Below are 20,316 nucleotides of genomic sequence, written 5' to 3'. Positions count from 1 at the left end.
GCGATGCTCAGGCCGGCGCGTCGGCGGTGATGACGATCTTGCCGAAGAAGCGACGCTCCTCCATGGCCCGGTGCGCTTCCACGCCGTCAGGCAGCGGCACCAGCGAATCGATGACCGGCACCAGCTCGCGGGTCTGCACCATCCGCAGCAACTCGTCGAGATCGCTGCGCTGCCAGCCGTTGGAGCCTCGGATGTCCATCTCGGCCGTCCAGATGAACCGCAGATCGGTCTGCGGGTCGTAACCAGCCGTGGCACCGCAGGTGAGCACGCGCCCGCCCTGGCGCACGCATCGCAGCGAGCGGGCCCAAGTGTCGCCGCCAGTGAAGTTGACCACCACGTCGTAGCCGCCCCCGCCGAACAGGCCGCCTGTCTGCTCGCGGCAGTACCGGGCGATGTCGACCTCGGAGTAGTTGATGGTCTCGTCGGCACCGAGGTCGGCGAGGCGCTGGCACTTCTCGTCGGTTCCTGCGGCGGCGATCACCTTGGCGCCGCGCATCTTCGAGATCAGCAGCGCGCTGGTGCCTACGCCCCCGCTGGCGCCCAGGATCAGCACCGTGTCATCGGGGCCGACCTCGCCGCGGGTGATCATCATCCGGTGTGCCGTGCCGTACGCCACCGGCAGGCACGAAGCGTCCTCGTAGGAGACGTCATCGGGCAGCGGGATCAGCTGGCTTGCCGCCACCACGACGTACTCGGCATACGCACCCCACAGCGTGTCGCCGATCATGGAGAACTTGCCGGTGCCGCGGTCCCACCGCACAGGGTCCACGAGCACCCGGTCGCCCGCCGCCCATCCTTCGACGTCGGGTCCGAGCTCGGCGACCTGCCCAGCGGCGTCGCAGCCCGGAATGCCGGGCAGCGGCACCTTGATGCCTGGCATGCCCCGACGGGTGAAGACGTCGTGATAGTTGAGCGAGCAGGCCCGCACCGCTACCCGGACTTCGCCGGGTTGCAGTTCAGGCGTGTCGATGTCGCGGTACGCCAGCACGTCGATATCGCCGTGCTCGTCGAAGACGATTGCCTTCATCACTGAGCCCCCATGTTGCTGGCTGTCATGTCTGTTTCAAGCCGCTGCAGCCCGATCCCGCTCAACCGAAGCGTCCATGGCCGCGAGAACGTCACCGCGCAGCGCGCGCACCGTGCTGGCGTAGGCACCGGCATCCAGCGTCTCCGACAGCTCCGCGGCGACCTCCAGCGCTCGATCCACCACGGCATCGGGGCTGACGGCTTCGTCCAGGTAGCCGGCCTCGACCGCTCCATTGCCGTCGAGCAAGCGGGCGTTGGCCACGCAGCGCTGCAGGTGACGGCGCGACAGCCGTTCCTTGGAGATGGTCATGGCCCAGTCGGGCAGCGTCAGCGCGATCGCCACTTCGTTCAAGCCGATCTTGACCGGCGCATCGGGTCCGACGCGGTGATCGCAGCCGAGCAGCAACAAGGCGCCGGCGGCGACCGCGTGGCCGGTGCAGGCCGCCACCACCGGCACCGATGCGCCATAGGCGCGCCGCACCATCGCGCCGCCCGCCGAGACCAACTCGCCGATCGCAGCACGGTCACCGCCGCGGATCACGTTGAGATCGAAGCCCGCGAAGAACGCCCGGTCATTGCCGGCGATGACCACCGCCCCGATCTCATCGTCTGCCTCGGCAATGTCGATCTGGGCATCGAGCGCCGCAAGCATCGGCACCGAGAAGGCATTGGCCTTGCCGTCATCCACGCGCACCAGCAGAACGTCGCCGTGCCGCTCTGCCGCAACCGTCCCGCTCCCGTTGTCTGTTGTCTCGCTCATCGGGCGAATGGTACGGCCGCCAAACGGCGCTGTGCTCAGCTTCGTACCCACCCCCCGCATCCTCGGCATCGACCACCAGCGTCGGCCTCGACCCGATCTCGTGGGGCTTCTGTTCGGCGCCGCAGGCGGGCTGGTTAGGGTGCGGCCATGGCCACACTTGTTGCCGATGTCGACATGCCTGAGGTCGGTCTCGGGGGCGATGAAGGCGAGGACGAGAGGCGAGAGGCGCTGATCGGGCTCGCTGAGCGCAACTGGATCGCCCGCACGCCGCTGGGCTACGTCATCACCCGTCACGCCGACGTGACCGCCATGCTGCGCGACAAGCGCTGGTTCAGCGCCATCGGCCTCATCGCCCAGATGCAAGGCGTCGACGACGCCGAGTGGAACCGCCGCAGCGGGCAGAACATCCTGGGCATGGAGGGCGACGAGCACCAGCGACTGCGCCGGCTCGTCGGGCCGGCGTTCACTCCCAAGGCCGCCGAACGGCTGCGCCCGTTCATGGCTGAGGTCATCGATGAGCTGCTCGACCCGCTGTGTGCCCGCGGGCACGGCGATTTCGTCACTGAGGTCTGCGAGCCGTACCCCATTCCGATCATCTGCGAGCTGCTGGGCGCCCCTCGCGACGACTGGGAGCTGTTCAGCCGCCTCGCCACCGACATCTTCCGGGTGTTCAACGGCAACCTGGCTCGCGACCTGCACACGATCATGGCCGCGCAGGACGAGATGGGCGCCTACATGTCCAAGCTCATTGCCGAGCGGCGCGCCGAACCGCGCGATGACCTGCTCTCGGACCTCATCGCCGCGGAGGAGGAAGGCGACCGGCTGAGCACTGAGGAGATGCAGTCGCTGGCCAACGCCGTACTGCTCGCCGGCACCGATACCACGCGCAATCAGCTCGCCTGCGCTGTGGAGCTGTTCGCCCGCTGCCCCGACCAGCTCCGGCTGCTGCGTGACGAGCCGTCGCTCGCTCCCCTGGCTGCCGAAGAAGTCATGCGGCACTTCGGCGCCATCCGAGGCACCGCCCGCTACGCCAGCGAGAATCTCGTGTACCGCGACATCGAGTTCCCGGCCAGCACGCTGATCTTCCCCAGCTTCACCGCCGCCAACCATGACGAGACGCAGTTCGATCAGCCGCTGCGCTTCGACATCACGCGCCGGTCGAGTGCGCCGCACATGACCTTCGGCAGCGGCATCCACTACTGCCTCGGCGCATTCCTGGCACGAGCCGAGCTGCAGGAGGCCCTCAAGGCCGTCGCGAAGCGAATGCCGGACTTGCGTCTCGACGGCGACGTGGAATGGAAACCTGTGTCCAACGGCATCTGGGGGCCATCGACACTGCCGATCAGGTTCACGCCGGGGCACTGAACCCCGTCACCGCGCAGATGGGCCGCCTGCCCGACGTTTTCAAGGTCACTTCGGGCCAGGCCGCATCTAGCGCAGCGGCACCCAGCGAGGTCGGGCGCACCCGGCGCGAGCGCGTCCGCTGGGGACGGGTCGTGCTGGTGGCGCTGTCGGGAGTGGTGTCACATGTCTTCGGCCGGGCCACAGTCGGGGTGCTGGTGCCCGCCATGGCAGACGATCTCGACCTCAGCGACACGCTCATCGGCGCGCTCGGCTCGGCCAACATGGGCGCCTACTTCACCGGAGTGATCATCGTCACATTCACTGCCGGCCGAATCGAACCGTTCACCCTGCTGCGCGCCGGCATCGTCACTTCCACCGTGGGCCTTGCGGTGATCGGCACGGCGTCGGGCCCGGCAGCCGTGGTGATCGGGACTGCACTGGCCGGCCTCGGCGGCGGCGGCATCTGGCTCACGGCACCGGTGATCGCCAGCGAAGGTGTGCCGGCGAGCCGGCGCGGTGCCGCACTGGGCACGCTTACCGCCACCATGGGCGCCGCGCTCATCGGCGTGCCCATCGCTACCGCTGCCTTGCGCAGCATTGCGGCCGACGATGCGATCTGGCGGCCCGTCTGGGTGGCCCAGGCTGCGCTGTCGGTAGTGCTGCTTGCAGCCTTGTCGGTCTTCGTCCGAGCTCGACGCACCGAGCGAGTGGCCGGTGCCGGCGGCTTCGGGGCACTGTTCCGGATTCACGGGTGGAAGCGCGCGGTCGCGGCGTACATGGCATTCGCCTACATGACGTCCTCGTTCGCGAACTTCTTGGGGCGAGCGCTGGAGGGCGATCACGAATTCAGCCGCACCGCCGCGACGCTCATGTTCTCGTGGATGGGCGCGGGTTCGATTGTGGGAGCGCTGGCCTTTGGACGGCTCAGCGATCGGATCGGGCGACCCTTGACCATGGCCACGGTCATGGCCTTGAGCTCCGGTGCTGCCGTGGTCCTGACGACGCGTGCGCCCGGCGCGGCGATCATCATCGCAGTGGTGGTTTTCGGCGCAGCGTCATTCTCATTCCCGTCGCTCACCGCGACGTTCGTGAGCGATCACGTATCCGACCGCACCTTCGCCGCGGTGCTCGGCTCGATGACGATGTTCTATGGCCCCGCGTCGGTCATCGGACCCGCCGCGAGCGGCTGGCTCGCCGACCGCACGGGCAGCTTCAGCGCGACCTATGGGGTCATCGCTGCACTGGCCCTCACTGCATGCTTTTGCATGGCGACGATGCGCCGCAGGGATGGTGTGGCGCCACAGCCGGCGCCGTTGAGCTGAGCGTCAGCTCAGCTCATCAGCTGCTTTTTCATGGCTGCAGCGGTTGCCAGCTTCAGCGACCGGCTCGGACCGATCTGGATGGACTCGCCGGTCTGCGGGTTGCGGCCCATGCGGGCACCACGCTCAGACATGGAGAACGAGCCGAATCCCGGCCAGGTCACTTTGCCGCCGGCCTTCACTTCGGCCGCAACGAGATCGAAGAACGCTGACAGCGTCCGCTCTGCGTCGCTCGCAGTCACACCGGCTTCCGCGGCTACTGCCTTGATGGTCTCTGCCTTGTTCACCACAGTCCAGTTCCTCTCTGAAACGATTCGGGGTACCACCTCAGCACACAAAAGCCCTCAAGTGGTGGAATTGCGGCCCGCTGTCTATCGGCGCGACCCGGTACTTGCACCCCGCGACGGCGCTCGGAGCGACCGTCAGCTGCGGCCTTCACCTCGCACGTCAAACGCATCGCGCAGGCCGTCGCCGACGTAATTCACGGCCAACACTGTGATGACGATGGCCAATCCGGGCGCCCACACCAGCCATGGCTCAACGGTCATGAAGCCCTCGTTGCCTCCGATCATGTTTCCCCATGTCGGCGTGTGGGCAGAGCTGACCCCCAAGCCCAGGAAGCTCAGCACTGACTCGGCCAGAATTGCACCAGCGACTGCGAGCGATACCGCGACAGAGATCTCACCGACCAGATTTGGCAGCAGGTGGCGAACCATGATCCGCGTGGTGCTTGCGCCCATCGAGCTGGCCGCCACAACGAATTCCTGCTCGCGCAGCGCCAGCGTCTTCGCCCGGATGATGCGGGCCAGCGCCATCCACCCCAGCAGCGACAGCACCAACACCACATCAGCGGCGCTGTCGCCCAAGATGCGCGCCAGCAGGATGATCATCATGAGCAGCGGCAGCGCGAGCAGCGTGTCGGTGAAACGCATCAACACGGCATCGATGCGTCCGCCCAGATAGCCGGCGACCACGCCGACGGTTGTGCCGAGCAGCGAGGCGATGAGCGCCACCGATATGCCGATGACGAGCGAGATCCGGCCGGCATACAGCGTCTGGCTCAGCGTGTCCCGACCCAAGGTGTCGGTCCCGAGCAGGAATTCCGCCCCGGGAGGCGCCAGCACATGATCGAGATGCTGCTGTCCTGACCGGTAGGGGGCGATCAGGTCGGCACCGGCGACTGCCGCGGCAATGATCACGAGCGCGACGAGCGCTACGACCGACACGCGACGGCTGGCGAAGCGCCGCCAGGCTGCCATCAACGGGCGCTCTGCGAGCTCGTGCTCAGCGAGCGCCACGCCGGATCCTGGGGTCGAGGACGCCGTAGGAGAGATCGCCTGCGAGGTTCACCAAGAAAACCGCTGTTGCAACGATCATCACGGAGGCCAGCAGCACGGGATAGTCGCCGCCGTAGAGGGCGTCGACGAACAACCGGCCCATGCCCGGGTACTGGAACACGAGCTCGGTCACCACCAGCCCGCCGACCAGCTGACCAGCATCGGTGGCGGCCTGCGCAGTCACGGGGAGCAGCGCATTGCGCACGCCGTGACGAACCACCACGGTGCGTTCCGGCAGGCCTCGTCCACGAGCAGCGCGGACGTGATCCGAGTTCATGACATCAAGCAGGCTGGCCCGCATATAGCGGCTGTAGACGGCAATGAGCTGCAGCGACAGCGCCATCGTGGGCAGCACTAGGTGTCGCACTCGGTCGGCGAGGTCGAAACCCTGCTGGCCAGGCGAGTACAGCCCCGCCGTCGGAAGCAGCGGTGGACCGATCCCCAGCCAGTTTGCGAGGTACAAGCCGAAGAACAGCTGCAGCATGAGGCCCAGCCAGAACACCGGGATGGAAATCCCCAGGAACGAGATCGTGGTGGCCAGGTAGTCGATGAATGAGCCGCGACGGATGGCCGAGATCGCGCCGATTGCGATTCCCGCGACCAGCGAGAGCGCGACCGCCAAGCTCACCAGCACCAGCGTGTTCACCAGCGCCGTGCGCACGATGGGCCATACATCCGCACCGTTGCGCACCAGCGAGATGCCAAGATCGGCTTGCACGAAGTCCCCGAGCCACTGCAGGTATCGGCTCAGGATCGGATCACCGAGCCCGAGGTGTTCGCGGTATCTGGTGATGTCCTCTGGCGCGATGCGGGGATTCACCGTGAGCGCGACCGTGGGATCCGAGACCTGATTCGCCGCCCAGAACACGGCGAACGAGATGGCCAGCAGGATCGGGACCGTCGTCGCGAGCCGTGTCAGCACGTAACGCGCCACGATGTTGAGCCTGCCAGCCCGTTCGCGGACTATGCGTTCATTCGACGTGCACGATCCAGTCGAACATGTCGAAGAATCCGCCGTAGGGACTCGACACATAGGCGCCCGGTCCCGACACCGCATTGGGGTCCCAGATGATCATGTTGGGCAGCATGTACAGCGGGATCCACGGCACATCGGCCGCCAGGATCTGGCTTAACTCGTGAACCAGCTCCAAGCGGGCTGCTGGGTCCACTTCGGCATCAATCGCGAACGCCAAGTCGCTGGCCTGCTGGCTGCGGTAGGCCGTGAAGTTCTGGCCCGTGTACTCGTTCTCCTCGGTGGGGATGCCGTCGATGTCGTAGAGATTGGCTACGGAGGGATCCGGGTTGGTGCTGTTCGCGAAGAGCGCCACCGGGCCGAAGTTCAGCGCCGGCAGTCGATTCTGGAATAGCTCGCCCGGGTCGTAGTTGATGATCTCCCAGCCGATGCCCAGCGGAGCGGTCATGTCGACGACCAGCGCTTGCACGTCCTCGCGCCGGTTGTTGCCGGCGACGGTGTTCCATGCCAGCACAAGCTCTTCGCCTTCGGCGTTCATCCACAAGCCGTCGGGGTCGGGTCGTGTCCAGCCCTCGGCCTCGAGCAGCTCGGCGACCTTGGCCGCATCCTGCGTGTAGCGGGCGAAGTCGTCCTGGCACCAGGGGCCGAACCCGGGATTCCAGCCAGTGCACTGCAGGACCGGCGGGTCGGCGGTGATCGTGCCAAGCGCAATTTCGGCGATGCGTTCGCGATCCAGCGCATAGGCGACGGCTTGGCGCACGTTGCGCGTCATGTCGAAGCGGCGGTCGGGCGCGTCCTGGTTGATCCAGAGGCCTTCCATGTAGGTGCCCTCAGCGACCTTGTAGGTCAGATCACCGGTGATCCGCTCGCGGGCACCGGGAAACGGCTGGGGGAAGGCGGCCATGGCTTCGCCGGTCTGCAGGGCCAGCAGTTCCGAGTCGGTGTCCTCGCGGGGCACCATCACCACCCGATCCACCAGTGGGATGCGCTCGGCATCCCAGTAGCTGCGGTTCGGAACCAGGATGTGCTGCTCCTGATTCCATTCCTCCTGGATCCACGGACCGCCCGAGACCGTGATCTCGTCATTCCACTTGTCGGCGATATCGGTGTCGGGACCCAGCTCGTGCGCCGGCAGCAAGCCGCCGAACAGCGTCGGCCACGGTGCATACGGCTCGCTGAAGGTGATGACGGCCGTATGTGGGTCGGAATGGTCGATGTCGGTGATCAGATCCAGACCGATGGTGCTGAGCGTGCCGGTGGTGTCGAGCCCGGCGCGCCAGCTGAACCAGACATCTGTGCTGGTGATGGGCGTGCCGTCGCTCCACGTCGCGTCAGGATTCAGGCGGTAGGTGAGCGTGAACGTGCCATCGTCTGCGGTGACGAGGCCGCCGTTCGCCACGGTCGGCTCTTCGGCCAGCAACGACGACGCCACGTACGTATTGCTCTGGTCGAGCTCCATGAGCCGCGGCAGGTAGTGGATCAGCACCGACCAGATCGTCCAGGTGGCATTGGCACACGAGGTGACGGGGTTGACGCACTCGGGCCACTGCTCGACGGCCAGCACGAGCGTGCCGCCGCTGGGGTCATCCCCGGTATCGGGTGCGACAGTGGTCGCAGATCCGGATGCCGGTTCATCGGGCACCGGCTCGTCGGTGGACGTATCGCTGCCGCACGCTGCGGCAAGAAATACGACGGCCATCAGAGCGATGCCGAAACGTCGACTGCGGCGCCGACGCGGGCCTGACGGTCTCGACGAACCCTTCGAGCTTCCCTGTGCCTCAAGCGTGGTCATGCAAGCAAAGTAACGCTCAGGCTCTTTGCCGAGCGGCAGTTCCGCGGACTGGACACCGCACGCATTGCACGCGTGCGGTGAGCGGTTCTGGCAGAGTTTGCGGGATTCAGCCGGGCACTCCGGCTCATTGGCGACAACTGGGGGCATACCGAGGTGCTGGACGGCTACCGGATACTGGATCTGACCGACGACCGGGGCCATCTCGCCGGAATGCTGCTGGCTCAGCTCGGTGCCGAGGTGGTGCTCTGCGAGCCGCCCGGCGGGCACCGCACCCGACACCGTGGACCGTACGTCGATGACGTTGTCGATCCGGAGCGCTCCATCGAGTTCCTCGTCTATAACCGGGGCAAGCACTCGGTGGTCGTCGAGACCCCGGCGCAGATTGCCGAGCTTGCTGCGGGCTGTGATGCGGTGATCTCGTGCGGCTCGTTCGACGTCGACCTCGATGCGCTGCGCGCTGCCAGCCCGCAGCTGGTCACCGCGGCCATCACGCCGTTCGGCGAGACGGGCCCCAAGACCGGCTGGGCCGCCACCGACCTCACCATCGCGGCGTCGAGCGGCACGATGTCGCTCACCGGTGACCGCGACCGGGCGCCGGTGCGCATCGGGCCGCCGCAAACCTGGCACAACGCTGCGGTGGACACCGCCGGCGCGATCCTCATGGCGCTGCACGAGCGGCAGACCTCCGGCCTAGATGATTGGTTCCAAGGGGTCAGTGGTCGTAGTGGGTGAGGGTGCGTGCTGGCAGGTGGGGGTGGTGGGTTCTGTTGTGCCAGATGGCGGCGGTGAGAGCGAGGATGCGTGCCAGGACGCGCACGGCGACGCCGGCGCGGGTGCGGCCGTTGTGGCGTTCGAGGCTGAGCTGGCCTTTGAGGGTGTCGCAGACCGATTCGATGATCTGGCGGAACGGGCGCAGGAACCGCTGGTGGGGGCGGGCGGGCTCGTTGCGGGCGGCGGGCCGGATGAGGGTGATCCCGGCGTCGTTGAGCCGGTTCTCGAAGTCTTTGCTGCGGTAGCCCTTGTCGGCGATGAGCGTCTGGCCGGGGCGGGCCAGGTCTGCGTGGTCGATCATGGCGGCGCAGGTGTCGTGTTCGTCGGCCTTGGCGCCTGCCAGGGCGAAGCTGATCGGCAGCCCCGCCGGGGTGGTGATCAGGTGCAGTCGCAGCCCCCAGAACCAGCGCGAATGCGACGCGCACCAGCCGTATTGGGCCCATCCGGCGAGCTCGGAGCGCACCGCGGTGGGTCGGCTCGTGCCGCACGGCACCGGCGTGGAGTCGGCCAGCCACACGTCGTCGTGCCAGTCCGGGCAGTCGCGGGCCAGCGCTGCTGTGACGTGGCCGATCATCTCGCCGGCGCGGCGCAGCCGCTTGTTGAAGCCCTCTCTGTTGGGCAGGTACGGGAACCACGGCCGCAGGTGCTGATGAGCGAAGCGCACGAACCCGCGCTCGGAGTCGTACCCCAATAACGCCGAGATCACCGCCAAAGTGACCAGCTCCGCGTCCGACAGCTTCGGTGCGAACCCCACACGGGGCCGCCGCGGCGCCCAGCCGGGATTGTCGGCCAACAGATCGTCAATCCTCACATACAGTGCCGTCGCGAGGGTGTCCAAGTCCGGGTTCATGCCCAGGTCCTCCAGGATCGAGGTGCAGGTACACACCCCGAGCTTGGACACCCTCACCCCACCAACAGCGGACCCCCCACCCCTTGGAACCAATCATCTAGGCCAGCACGTCGACACCTCGGCCCAGCAGTCGTTCGTGGACTGCACCCAATTCCAGATGATGGCGGTGCTCACCGGCGGCGAAGTGCCGGTGCGGCTGCCGGGAGCGGTGAACCTGGGCGGCTTCCTGATCCCGTGGGTGTACGAATGCGCCGACGGCTACGTGACCGTCACGTTCCTGTTCGGTCCGATGATCGCCCCGTTCACGAGCAGGATCCTGTCATGGGCCTGCGAGGAAGGGTTCTGCGAGCCCGAGCTGCGCGACAAGGACTGGGTGGACTTCGGCATGGCCATCGTGGAGGGCCGCGAGTCGATGGACACGTTCGATCAGGCCATCAAGGCCCTCACCTCGTTCGTGGCCACCAAGACCAAGGCCGAGCTGCTGGAACGGGCGCTGGTTGACAATTTGCTGATCGCGCCCATCACGACGACCGCCGACGTGCTGGCGCTCGACCATCTCGAAGTGCGTGACTATTGGGAGCACGTCGAGGTGCCCCGGGCCGGGGGTTCGGCGCCCGTGCGGCTGTGCGGTTCGCTGGCCAAGACCACCGCTGATCCGCTGCCGGTCCTGCCCGTCGCGCCGAGACTCGGCGAGCACACTGAGGCGTACCTGAACGGCGATGGCTCGCCGGGCACTACCATCACGGCGCGCCCTCGCACCGAGATCGCCGCCACCGGCCGCTCGCTGGAGCGCCCGCTCGACGACGTCAAGATCCTCGACTTCATGTGGGCGCTGGCAGGCCCGGGCGCCACCCGCACGCTGGCCGACTACGGCGCCACCGTGGTCAAGGTCGAGAGCGAGCTGAAGCCCGACGTGCTGCGGGGCGTCCACCCGTTCATCGGCGAGGAGGGCGGGCAGGAGAACGCCCTGCAGTTCCACTCGATCAACGCGGGGAAGATGGACCTGACGCTCGACCTGTCGCTGCCTGAGGCGCGCGACGTGGTCCTCGACCTCGTGGCGTGGTGCGACGTACTCACCGAGTCGTTCTCGCCGAAGGCCATGGAGAACTGGGGCCTCACCTACGACGTGCTGCGCGAGGTGAACCCCGAGCTGGTCATGTTCTCGAGCTGCCTGATGGGCCAGACCGGACCGATGCGCATGTACGCCGGTTTCGGCACGATGGCGGCAGCCATCGCCGGCTTCTACCCGGTGACCGGATGGCCAGACCGCATCCCGGCGGGGCCGTTCACCGCCTACACCGACTACATCTCGCCGAAGCTGGGCGTGATGCTGGTCCTGTCCGCGCTGGCAGAGCGCGATCGCACCGGGCGGGGCCAGCACATCGACTTCGCCCAGATGGAGGGAGCGCTGCACTTCCTGGCAACCGAGTTCGCCGACGAGGAGATCAACGGCCGCACCGCGGGCCGGGCCGGCAACGCCGACCGCCACATGTGCCCCCACAGCGTGTACCCCGCCGCAGGCGACGACCGCTGGGTGGCGATCGCCTGCGAGACCGAGGCCCAGTGGGGCGCCTTGACGGCGCTGCTCGCTGAGGCTGCGACCGGCAACGCCGATCTGGCACAGGCGCTGGACACGCTGAGCGCCAGCGCCGATGGGGACCTTGCAGGCCTCGATGCGCAGAGCCGTCGAGCGCACGCCGAAACCATCGACGCTGCAATCACCGCGTGGACAGAGCCTCAGGCGGCAGCCGACATCGAGACGGCGCTCCAAGCGGCAGACGTGCCCGCCCACCGTGTGAGCGATGCAGCAGATCTCATGGCCGACCCACAGATCGTGGCCCGCGATCACTTTCTGTCGGTACCGCACGCCAAGCACGGCCACACCTGGGTCGAGAACAGCAACTTCGAGCTGTCACGCACGCCCGGCCGGCCGCTGTGGGGCGGCCCGATGTTCGGCGAGCACAACATGGAAGTGCTCGAAGGCATCCTCGGCTACGACGGCGACAAGATCGCCGAACTCGTCATAGCCGGCGCCCTCGCCTAGAACGCTCCGTCAGCTTTCCACCGAACCCGACCATGCCGAATTGAGGTCAGCATGAGCACAGACAGCGGCGCTTCAGGCGTCGACAGGCAGAACATTTCGAGCGGCGGGCCGCTGGAGCCCGTGGCCGGCTACTCGCGGGCTGTGCGGCTCGGCGACTGGGTCGCGGTATCGGGGAGCACGTCGCTGGGCCCCGACGGCGTGGCGCACCCGGGCGACTGCTACGGGCAGGCCATCTACACGCTGGGCGTTATTGAGCAGGCGCTGGCTGAGGCGGGAGCGCAGATGAGCGATGTCGTGCGGACCCGCTCGTTCGTCACCGACATCGGGATGCTCGACGACTTCATCCGCGCCCATGGTGAGGTGTTCGGCGACATCCGGCCGGCGTCGACGCTCGTCGAGGTGTCGGGGCTGATCCATCCCGACCTCGTCATCGAGATCGAAGTCGACGCGATCATTCCCTGAGCGCGTGCGAGCACTGGTGCAGCGGGCCGCCGAGGCCCGGGTGCGAGTCGGCGGCGAGGTGATCGGCGAGATCGGTCCCGGGCTGTGCTGCCTGGTGGGTGCGACGCACGACGACAGCACTGAGTCGGCACACAAGCTTGCCGGCAAGATCTGGAACCTGCGCATCTTCGCCGACGACAACGGCCAGATGAACCGGTCAGTAGCAGATACCAGCGGCGAGGTGCTGGTGGTGAGCCAATTCACGCTCTACGGCGACACCCGCAAGGGTCGCCGCCCGTCGTTCGTCGCCGCGGCAGCGCCCGATCAGGCCACCGGGCTGATCGACGAATTGGTTGCCGAACTGCGTCGCCTGGGCGCCACCGTGGCCACTGGCTCGTTCGGGGCCGAGATGGCGGTCGAGCTGATCAATGACGGCCCGGTCACGCTGATGCTCGAAGTCTGACTCCGGCGCTCCCGCTGAACAGCGGTCAGGCCGGCGTGAAGCGGAGCAGTGCGGGGCCGTCGGGTGTGGGGTCGAAGACCGCCTGCACGGCTTGGCCGATATGGACCGTCTCGGGGTCGCAGCCGACGATGTTGGTGAGCACTCGGGGACCCTCTTCCAACTCGACGTAGGCGAGCACGAACGGGGCCGCCTTGCGCCACGAACCCGGGATGCGGCGGGTGACCGTGCAGCTGTAGACGGTGCCTCGCCCCGAGGCCTCGAACCAGGTCACCGAGTTGCTGCCGGGCCCATCGCAGCGTTCCCGCGGGTACCACACGACGTCACCGCTGTTGTCGCAGCGGGGCAGCACCAGTCGGCCTTCGGCGGTGGCATCCCAGAACCGTTGCGTCTCGAGATTCACCGTCGGCGGCGGCACCGGCAGGCCGAACTGCCCGAGTTCGCTCATGTCGACCTGCCCATCACGAGCGTGGCGCTTCCCATGCGAGTGGCGAGGCTGCCTCCGGTGCCGTGCGCCAGGGCCAGCTCGCAGTCGGGCACCTGCACGGCCGCATGCGCCTCGCCGCGTAGTTGCCGCACGGCTTCGACCACCTTGGTCATGCCGCCGCGGTTGGCCGGATGGTTGTTGCACAGGCCGCCGCCGTCGGTGTTGAACGGCAGCGCACCGCCGGGCGACTGCAGAGCGCCGTCGGACACGAAGCGTCCGCCATGACCCTTTTCGCAGAAGCCGAGGTCTTCCAGCGTCATCAGCACCGTGATGGTGAAGCTGTCGTAGATCGACACGTAGTCGATGTCGGCGGGTGTCACGCCGGCTTCGGCAAACGCCAGCGGCCCCGAGCGCGTCGCCCCCGTGTGGGTCAGATCGATGCGCCCGCCCGAGGTGTGCTTGATGGCCGTTCCCGTTCCCAGCACCGGCACGCAGTGACGGTCAAGCGACGCCGCCACCGCTTCGCTGACCAGCACGAGGGCACCGCCGCCGTCGGTGATCACACAGCAGTCCAGGCGATGCAGCGGGTCGGAAATCACGGGCGAGGACACCACTTCATCCACGGTGACCACATCTTGGAGGAAGGCGTGCGGATTGTGCTGGGCGTGCGTGGATGCCGCCACCTTCACCTCGGCCAGCTGCTCAGAGGTAGTGCCGAACTCGTGCATGTGCCGAGCAGCGGCCAGCGCGTACCCGCCGGGCACCGACATGCCGAACTGGTTCTCGAATGACGCCTCGGGCGCCGAGCTGAACCGAGCGCTGCCGCCCGGCCCGGCGCCGCCGGTGCGCGGCTTGCCGGCCAGCGTGATCAGCGCCACATTCACGTGGCCTGCAGCAATGGCCGCAGCGGCATGCTGAACATGGACCAAGTACGCCGAGCCGCCGGTCTCGGTGTCGTCGATGTAGGTGAGGTCGAGGCCGAGGTACTCCGCCATCGACAGGGCGCCGAAGCCGGGTGCGTCGCCGGCCGAGTAGTAGGCGTCGACGTCAGCCAGGGTCAGCCCGGCGTCGGCCAGCGCGCCCGCAGCTACCTCGGCGTGGATCTGCGGCAGCGTGCGATCGGGCAGTTCACGGCCGGGATGCTCGTACACCCCGGCGATGAGCGCCTTGCCTCGAATCGTCACCGGCGGCACGCTAGCCGCCGGCGCCGACGCGATGCCCGATCTGCGCCGGTGCCGGGTCGTCGGTCGGCGCCGAGAGCGAGCGTTAGCTTCGCGGCGATGCTGAAGCCATACCGAGTGCTGGACCTCACCGATCCCCGGGGCGCGATGTGCACCTCGATCCTCGGCTCATTGGGCGCCGAGGTGATCCTCATCGAAGGCCCCGATGGCCGCGGGCGAGACCATCGGGAAACAGGCCCCGACGGCACATCGCTGAGCTGGTGGAACCTGCGGCGCGGTGCGCAGAGCTGCGTCATTGACGATCGCAACGAGCTGATGGAGCTGGTCGCCAGCGCCGACGCACTGATCGAATCGCCCGACCCCGGACTTGGCCTCAGCCACGACGAGCTGCGTGCGGTCAACCCGGGACTCGTGCACACCACCGTCACCCCATTCGGAAGCACGGGACCCAAGGCCGGATGGGCAGCATCAGATCTCACCATTGCCGCCTCGGCATGCAGCGCCGCCATTACCGGCGACGCCGACCGGGCGCCGCTGCGCATCACGGCACCGCAGAGCTGGCTGCATGCGGGATCGCATGCGGCCGTCGGCACGTCGCTCGCGCTGCGCCAACGCGACCGCAGCGGGTACGGCCAGCACGTCGACATCTCGGCGCAGCAGGCGATGATGCAGACGGCATTCCCCGGCATCATCCACGCCCCTAACGAGTACCCGTCGGCCCGCCGAACCTCAGGCGGGATCCTCTTCCTCAACTTCCACCTGCAGTTCGTCTATCCGGCGTCCGACGGCTACGTCTCAATCACGCTGCTGTTCGGCGACACCATCGGCCGATTCACCAAGCGGCTGATGGACTGGGTGCATGAGAACGGCTGCTGTGACGACGAGCTCGCGGCACTCGACTGGGTCGATTTCGGGATGCGCCTGTTCACCGATCCTGAGGTTGCGCCGGGCCAGCTCGAGCAGACCAAGGCCGCGATCACCCGCTTGACGAGCACGCGCACCCGCGCCGATTTGTTCGCGGAAGCGCAGCGCCGCGAGCTGCTGCTGGCACCCGTGTACACGCCAGCCGAGCTGACCGAGGTGGAGCACTTCAACGAGCGCGGCTATTGGGACACCGTCGCCGATCCTGCGTGGGGCAGCGTGATCACCCCAGGCGCATGGTGCAAGCCCAGCCGCACGCCACTCCGCTCCCTCGGCACCCCGCCGGATCTCGGCGCCCACACCGCGGCCATCAAGGCGAAGCCGCGCTCGGCGCTGCTGGACGCCGCGGAGAAACTGCGCGACGGCGGCGGCGATCCGTCGAGCCCGCGGCCCCTCGAGGGGATCAAGGTGCTCGACACCACGTGGGTGTACGCCGGGCCGTTCACGACGCGGGTGCTCGCCGACTTCGGCGCCACGGTCATCAAGGTGGAAGGGCCAGCGCGATTCGACGCTGCACGCGGCAGCGGCGGCGGCCTGCGGGGCGACATGGGACCTGACGCCTCGATCCAGTACGGCACGCTCAACGCGGGCAAGCTCGGCGTGACCATCGATCTCAACACCGCCGAGGGCCGCGACGTGCTGTGCGACTTGGCGGAATGGGCCGACATCTACGTCGAGTCGTACACGCCTGGCACGCTCGACGACTGGGGCATCGGTTACGAGACGCTCTCGGCCCGCAACCCGGGCCTGATTCTGCTGAGCACCAGCCTGATGGGCCAGAGCGGACCGCTCGCCACATTCGCCGGCTTCGGCAATCTGGCCGGTGCCATCACCGGCTACTACGAGATGACCGGCTGGCCGGACCGGGCGCCGGCGGGACCGTTCCTCGCCTACACCGACTACGTCACCCCGCAGTACATGGTGCCGCTGCTGCTGGCCGCGCTCGACGCCCGCGACGCCGATCCGCAGGGCCGGGGCCAGCATCTCGACTTCGCTCAGGCCGAGGCCGCGGTGCACTTCCTCGCGACCGAGGTGCTCGAGCACACGGTCAATGGCGTTGCTGCCACCCGGTCGGGCAACGCGGACGCCTTCCTGTGCCCCCATGCGATGTACCCCTGCGACCCGGGCGACGCTGACCCCGACAATCCGCTCGAGCCGCCGGAGGCGTGGATCGCGGTGGTGTGCGAGACCGAGCATCAGTGGGAGTCACTGTGTGAGGTGCTCGACCGCGACGGTCAGCCCGTGCCGGCGGAACTCGCCGGCCTCGATGCAGCGGGACGCGTCGCGCTCAGCGCAGACATTGACGCCGCCATCGCGGCATGGGCCGCCGGGCGCACGCCGGGAGAGGCCGAAGCCGCGCTGCAGGCTGCGGGCGTGCCCGCACACGCCAGCCAGAACAGTCTCGGCTGCTTGGCCGATCCGCAGCTCATTCACCGCGGCCACTGGATGGACGTGGAGCACCCGGTGTACGACCGCATGACCGTCGAGGCGCCCCGCCTGCAGCTCAGCGCGACACCCCACGAGGTCACCAGGTCAGGACCCAGCCTGGGCGAGCACAACGACCGCGTCCTGCGGGACATCCTCGGTTACGACGACGACCGTGTTGTCGAACTCGCCGTGGCTGGCGCCATCGGCTGAACGGCATGTGCGTCAGTGAGTAGCTGACACGAAGTTGGTGAGTGGCTCTAGGTCGTGCGCCCAGAAAATCGTGAGACCACTATCTTGCGCCTGAACAAGATTGTGGGTCTTGAAGACGCCCGACAGTACGGCAGTCGGCACGATGCCCTGATGGCCGAACGCCCGGATCCACTCTGCGGCCTTCGCCGCCGCATCATTGTTCAGGCGCTTGACCGAATTGGTCGATGAGTTGGAAACCTTGCACTCAATTGGCATCACTCGACCGTCGTGCAATCCGACCACCACATCGGCCTTGCGACCGGCTACGGAACACTCAGCGCAGAACTCACCCCGGCGAGGTGCATCCGCGGGTGTCGATACCTCGCGTGTTTCAACCTCCGTCAACCCTGAACCTGAGAGGTGGCTGCGGACGGCTTCCTCCTGATCGGTCTTGGCTTCGTTAGCCCGATTCGTTCGTACTCGCTGGCTCGCCATGAGAGATGCAGAGGCCATGGCGGCCGCGGAACGTTCGTCGTCGCTAGGCGTTCGTCCTTCGGCTACCCACGTGAATCGGCGGCTGTCGAGCATCGCCAACACCGTTGCGATCACCCGCTCGACGGCGGCTACGTCGTCTCGCAGTCGACTCGCGGTCAAACTCGTTTCCGCCAACTCCATCAGATCGTCCGCAGAGACCGGCGGTCCGGCCACGTAACGGAACGCTTCCAGCAGGTCCTCATCAGTCAGTACGGACTGGGCAACATCTCGCAGAGCTTGGAGATCCTGACTCTCGCGCATGAGACGATCGACACTGGCCGCGTAGTCGTCGAACGCTTGGAGGTATCGCTCGACCGGCTCGGTAAGGCGTTCGTTGCGAAATAGTTCGATCGCTCGACGGCGCTCCTGCTCAAGCTCACCGTCAGTCCAATGAGGTGGGTCTACGAGCGGCATCTTCCTCCCATCTCCAGCCTTCCAAGGAACCGGGTCCTGAGCAGCTCAAACTCAGAAAACGATCGCTCCGTCAAGTCATGCGCACGGATAAGGCGGCGATACGCAGTGGTTCGATCGCGCCACACGAGAATGTCCCGAGAAGCGCGGGGATTCAAACTTGGTCAATGATCCTCTGCACGGTTGCGAATTGGTCTCGTTTGTCAATGAACTCGCCATATGCCTTGTTTGCCTTTGTAATCAGTGTTTCATAGTAGGTGACGCGAGAACCAGGCGAAATGGACTCCATAAGGCGCCTTAGCCGATCGGGGTTTTGCGTCTCTTCTACAAGCGGGTCACCGAGCACAAACACCACTTCTACATTCGGATGCTTGTCGCCCTGCGATATAGCGATCTTCTTGACTTTGTCGACGTATTTTGTACCCTGTTCAACAAGAGCTAGAGTATTCGGGTTGCGTTTGGCACGCTTCAACTCGACAATGATGTGCTTGCCGGCTATCGTTTTGTAGCAAATGTCGACTCGGCCCAGACGCTCCTTCTCAGTGAGATCCTCGACAATTACTCCCTCTTCGAGCAATCTGGATTCCATTCGCTCACTACCGTCAGCCCTTTCCCACGCGGGATCTAGAAGCCAGAGATGATCAAACAGATATTGTTCAAGCGCCAACTCGCGCGCATTGTTGTCGATTGCTCGCATCAATCCTTGGATGGCATCTAGCCGTGAGGTCACGATGTCCAAGTATAAGCTAGCCTCGTAACTGTCTTGGTCTGCCAATAGCCGCAGGAGCTTATCGGAGTCGTCAACTGCTTCCGCGAATTCGGCAGTCATGCCCCGCAATTTCATACGCTCGAAGGCGTATATTGAGTGCTTCAGAAGTTCCTTACGATCGTCGTCCGACTCGAAGTGTTGTCTTCCGATTCGACGGATCATCGCCTCGGCTTGCCGTCGCGGCCCCGCTTTAAGGGTTGTCAGCCATTCACGCAATGCCGGAGTGCTTTGGATGATGTCCTCCAGCTGCTGATCACCTCTCCATTCGGTCCAATCAGACTTAACGTGGTTGAGTACACGCTTGAGGTGATCTTTGAGTAGTATTATTCGCTCATCATCCTCCTGTACCCGTTGGCGATCACTGGTCGCCACGTCAACGTCGCCCTTGGTGTCCAAAAAGTCTGCATTGATGCGGCCGGTAATGTACTTGGTATATAGCCGTCCGTCACTAATGCTGTCCAAGATGTTCTCATGAAACAGGCGGCCACGAGCGAACAGAACAACCCCGTTCAGGTTACCGGCGTCGCGCGAATTGAGGTCTGACGGCTTGTGCGCTGTTCCGATCCATCCACTGATACTTCGCACTGGATCATCGCTGACACGCTCAAACTCGATCTGTTTCTGTGTCTTTAGGTTTGGCAGATTACTAGTTTCTTCCTCGAAGTGCCCGATCGTCCACAAGTACTCGGAAGCTCGCAAGTCACCTCGGTCGTCGGCAGTGATCGCTTCACCATTGATATACATCTTGAAGTCATGCTGCATCCCCAGAATCGAGAAACGTCGGCTAAGTCTTTTTCGGAGAGCAGCCGCGGTGACGCCGAGTCTTTCACTCTTGAGGTCATTCAAAGTAATACGCGTGCCAACCTCTATTGCGATCTCGCTGTCGTCGAGCGGGCTGGGGTGATAGCGCTCATTCCTGCCACTTGCTTCGCGAATACCTTGGCTGGTGAGCATGCAGCCGTGTCGTTGACCGTCCTTTGCTGACTGTATTCGGATTGTTTCGGCTATCGAGAACAGCGACAACTTGCCCAAGCCCTTGCGGCCCATTACTGGTCTGCCCAGGGCGGTGTTTTCGCCCGTCTGCGCGTCGTCGTCGCGCCTCGCATACCCGACCCTCAAGTAGCGGTTGTTCATATCATCCACAGTCATGCCAACGCCGTCGTCGGTGATCATGATTGTGTCACCCGCTTGATCAAGATCGACATGTACCGTTCGCGCATCCGCGTCCCACGCGTTCGCGACCGCTTCGCTCAGTACCGCTGCGATATTGCTGTAAAGGTTGATGCCGAGGTGTTCCACCACAACGAGATCAACCGTCATTTCATAAGTGCGCATCTCT

General features: G+C 65.9%; 18 protein-coding genes. 7 read left to right on the top strand and 11 right to left on the bottom strand.

The window, feature by feature from the left end:
• Positions 1-7: 7 nt before the first annotated feature.
• Both ACOQPE_RS07630 and ACOQPE_RS07625 read right to left on the bottom strand, forming a co-directional pair.
• A complete protein-coding gene (locus ACOQPE_RS07630; protein ID WP_420611221.1) occupies positions 8-1,027 on the bottom strand; it encodes a zinc-binding dehydrogenase in 1,020 nt (339 codons plus the stop codon).
• A 36-nt stretch (positions 1,028-1,063) separates the two neighbouring features.
• Positions 1,064-1,786: a crotonase/enoyl-CoA hydratase family protein gene (locus ACOQPE_RS07625; RefSeq protein WP_420611220.1), complete on the bottom strand. Its 723-nt coding sequence runs from the start codon at positions 1,784-1,786 to the stop codon at positions 1,064-1,066.
• A 147-nt stretch (positions 1,787-1,933) separates the two neighbouring features.
• Here ACOQPE_RS07625 and ACOQPE_RS07620 point away from each other — a divergent pair, with 147 nt between their 5' ends.
• On the top strand, positions 1,934-3,151 hold the full coding sequence (locus ACOQPE_RS07620) for a cytochrome P450 (RefSeq protein WP_420611219.1): 1,218 nt from the start codon (positions 1,934-1,936) through the stop codon (positions 3,149-3,151).
• Positions 3,082-4,452, top strand: a complete 1,371-nt coding sequence (locus tag ACOQPE_RS07615; RefSeq protein WP_420611218.1) for an MFS transporter — start codon at positions 3,082-3,084, stop codon at positions 4,450-4,452. Before ACOQPE_RS07620 ends, ACOQPE_RS07615 begins: the two co-directional genes overlap by 70 nt.
• A gap of 8 nt (positions 4,453-4,460) precedes the next feature.
• Here ACOQPE_RS07615 and ACOQPE_RS07610 read toward each other — a convergent pair whose 3' ends face one another.
• The 4 genes from ACOQPE_RS07610 to ACOQPE_RS07595 all read right to left on the bottom strand — a co-directional run bounded on the left by ACOQPE_RS07610 (position 4,461) and on the right by ACOQPE_RS07595 (position 8,551).
• Positions 4,461-4,739: an HU family DNA-binding protein gene (locus ACOQPE_RS07610; protein ID WP_420611217.1), complete on the bottom strand. Its 279-nt coding sequence runs from the start codon at positions 4,737-4,739 to the stop codon at positions 4,461-4,463.
• 132 nt (positions 4,740-4,871) lie between these two features.
• On the bottom strand, positions 4,872-5,747 hold the full coding sequence (locus ACOQPE_RS07605) for an ABC transporter permease (protein WP_420611216.1): 876 nt from the start codon (positions 5,745-5,747) through the stop codon (positions 4,872-4,874).
• Positions 5,734-6,720 (bottom strand): ABC transporter permease, encoded by a 987-nt coding sequence (locus ACOQPE_RS07600; protein WP_420611215.1) that lies wholly within the window; start codon positions 6,718-6,720, stop codon positions 5,734-5,736. Before ACOQPE_RS07600 ends, ACOQPE_RS07605 begins: the two co-directional genes overlap by 14 nt.
• 37 nt (positions 6,721-6,757) lie before the next feature.
• Positions 6,758-8,551, bottom strand: coding sequence for an ABC transporter substrate-binding protein (locus tag ACOQPE_RS07595; protein WP_420611214.1), 1,794 nt, complete (start codon positions 8,549-8,551; stop codon positions 6,758-6,760).
• Between the two features lie 153 nt (positions 8,552-8,704).
• Here ACOQPE_RS07595 and ACOQPE_RS07590 point away from each other — a divergent pair, with 153 nt between their 5' ends.
• The gene (locus ACOQPE_RS07590; RefSeq protein ID WP_420611213.1) at positions 8,705-9,283 is read left to right on the top strand and encodes a CoA transferase; all 579 of its coding nucleotides are present in this window, start codon (positions 8,705-8,707) and stop codon (positions 9,281-9,283) included.
• Here the strand turns inward: ACOQPE_RS07590 and ACOQPE_RS07585 are convergent.
• Positions 9,264-10,172 (bottom strand): IS982 family transposase, encoded by a 909-nt coding sequence (locus ACOQPE_RS07585; RefSeq protein WP_420611212.1) that lies wholly within the window; start codon positions 10,170-10,172, stop codon positions 9,264-9,266. The genes ACOQPE_RS07590 and ACOQPE_RS07585 overlap by 20 nt on opposite strands.
• Between ACOQPE_RS07585 and ACOQPE_RS07580 the strand changes: the two genes are divergently transcribed.
• From ACOQPE_RS07580 to dtd, 3 genes are read left to right on the top strand one after another with little or no spacing between them, the layout of a single operon-like run.
• Positions 10,171-12,216, top strand: a complete 2,046-nt coding sequence (locus ACOQPE_RS07580; protein ID WP_420611372.1) for a CoA transferase — start codon at positions 10,171-10,173, stop codon at positions 12,214-12,216. The two genes, ACOQPE_RS07585 and ACOQPE_RS07580, sit on opposite strands and share 2 nt — an antisense overlap.
• A 51-nt stretch (positions 12,217-12,267) precedes the next feature.
• Entirely contained in the window at positions 12,268-12,678 is a 411-nt protein-coding gene (locus tag ACOQPE_RS07575; protein WP_419914181.1) for a RidA family protein, read from the top strand.
• A gap of 4 nt (positions 12,679-12,682) precedes the next feature.
• Entirely contained in the window at positions 12,683-13,120 is a 438-nt protein-coding gene (gene dtd / locus ACOQPE_RS07570) for a D-aminoacyl-tRNA deacylase (RefSeq protein ID WP_419909354.1), read from the top strand.
• A gap of 25 nt (positions 13,121-13,145) precedes the next feature.
• Here the strand turns inward: dtd and ACOQPE_RS07565 are convergent, their stop codons facing one another.
• Both ACOQPE_RS07565 and ACOQPE_RS07560 read right to left on the bottom strand, forming a co-directional pair.
• Positions 13,146-13,565: a Zn-ribbon domain-containing OB-fold protein gene (locus ACOQPE_RS07565; RefSeq protein ID WP_420611211.1), complete on the bottom strand. Its 420-nt coding sequence runs from the start codon at positions 13,563-13,565 to the stop codon at positions 13,146-13,148.
• A complete protein-coding gene (locus tag ACOQPE_RS07560) occupies positions 13,562-14,728 on the bottom strand; it encodes a thiolase domain-containing protein (protein ID WP_420611210.1) in 1,167 nt (388 codons plus the stop codon). Before ACOQPE_RS07560 ends, ACOQPE_RS07565 begins: the two co-directional genes overlap by 4 nt.
• A 96-nt stretch (positions 14,729-14,824) precedes the next feature.
• On the opposite strand from ACOQPE_RS07560, the gene ACOQPE_RS07555 reads away from it, so the two are divergent.
• Entirely contained in the window at positions 14,825-17,284 is a 2,460-nt protein-coding gene (locus ACOQPE_RS07555; protein ID WP_420611209.1) for a CoA transferase, read from the top strand.
• A gap of 12 nt (positions 17,285-17,296) precedes the next feature.
• Here ACOQPE_RS07555 and ACOQPE_RS07550 read toward each other — a convergent pair whose 3' ends face one another.
• Both ACOQPE_RS07550 and ACOQPE_RS07545 read right to left on the bottom strand, forming a co-directional pair.
• Complete coding sequence (locus ACOQPE_RS07550; RefSeq protein ID WP_420611208.1) at positions 17,297-18,211, bottom strand: XamI family restriction endonuclease; 915 nt, start codon at positions 18,209-18,211, stop codon at positions 17,297-17,299.
• A 151-nt stretch (positions 18,212-18,362) separates the two neighbouring features.
• Positions 18,363-20,312 carry an ATP-binding protein gene (locus ACOQPE_RS07545; RefSeq protein WP_420611207.1) on the bottom strand — a complete coding sequence of 650 codons (1,950 nt, stop codon included), beginning with the start codon at positions 20,310-20,312 and terminating at the stop codon, positions 18,363-18,365.
• Positions 20,313-20,316: the final 4 nt, after the last annotated feature.

The organism is Candidatus Poriferisodalis sp., from assembly GCF_965219595.1.
Lineage (GTDB): Bacteria > Actinomycetota > Acidimicrobiia > Acidimicrobiales > Poriferisodalaceae > Poriferisodalis.
Note: the sequence above shows the minus strand (reverse complement) of the source record. Positions and strands in the feature narration are given on the sequence as shown.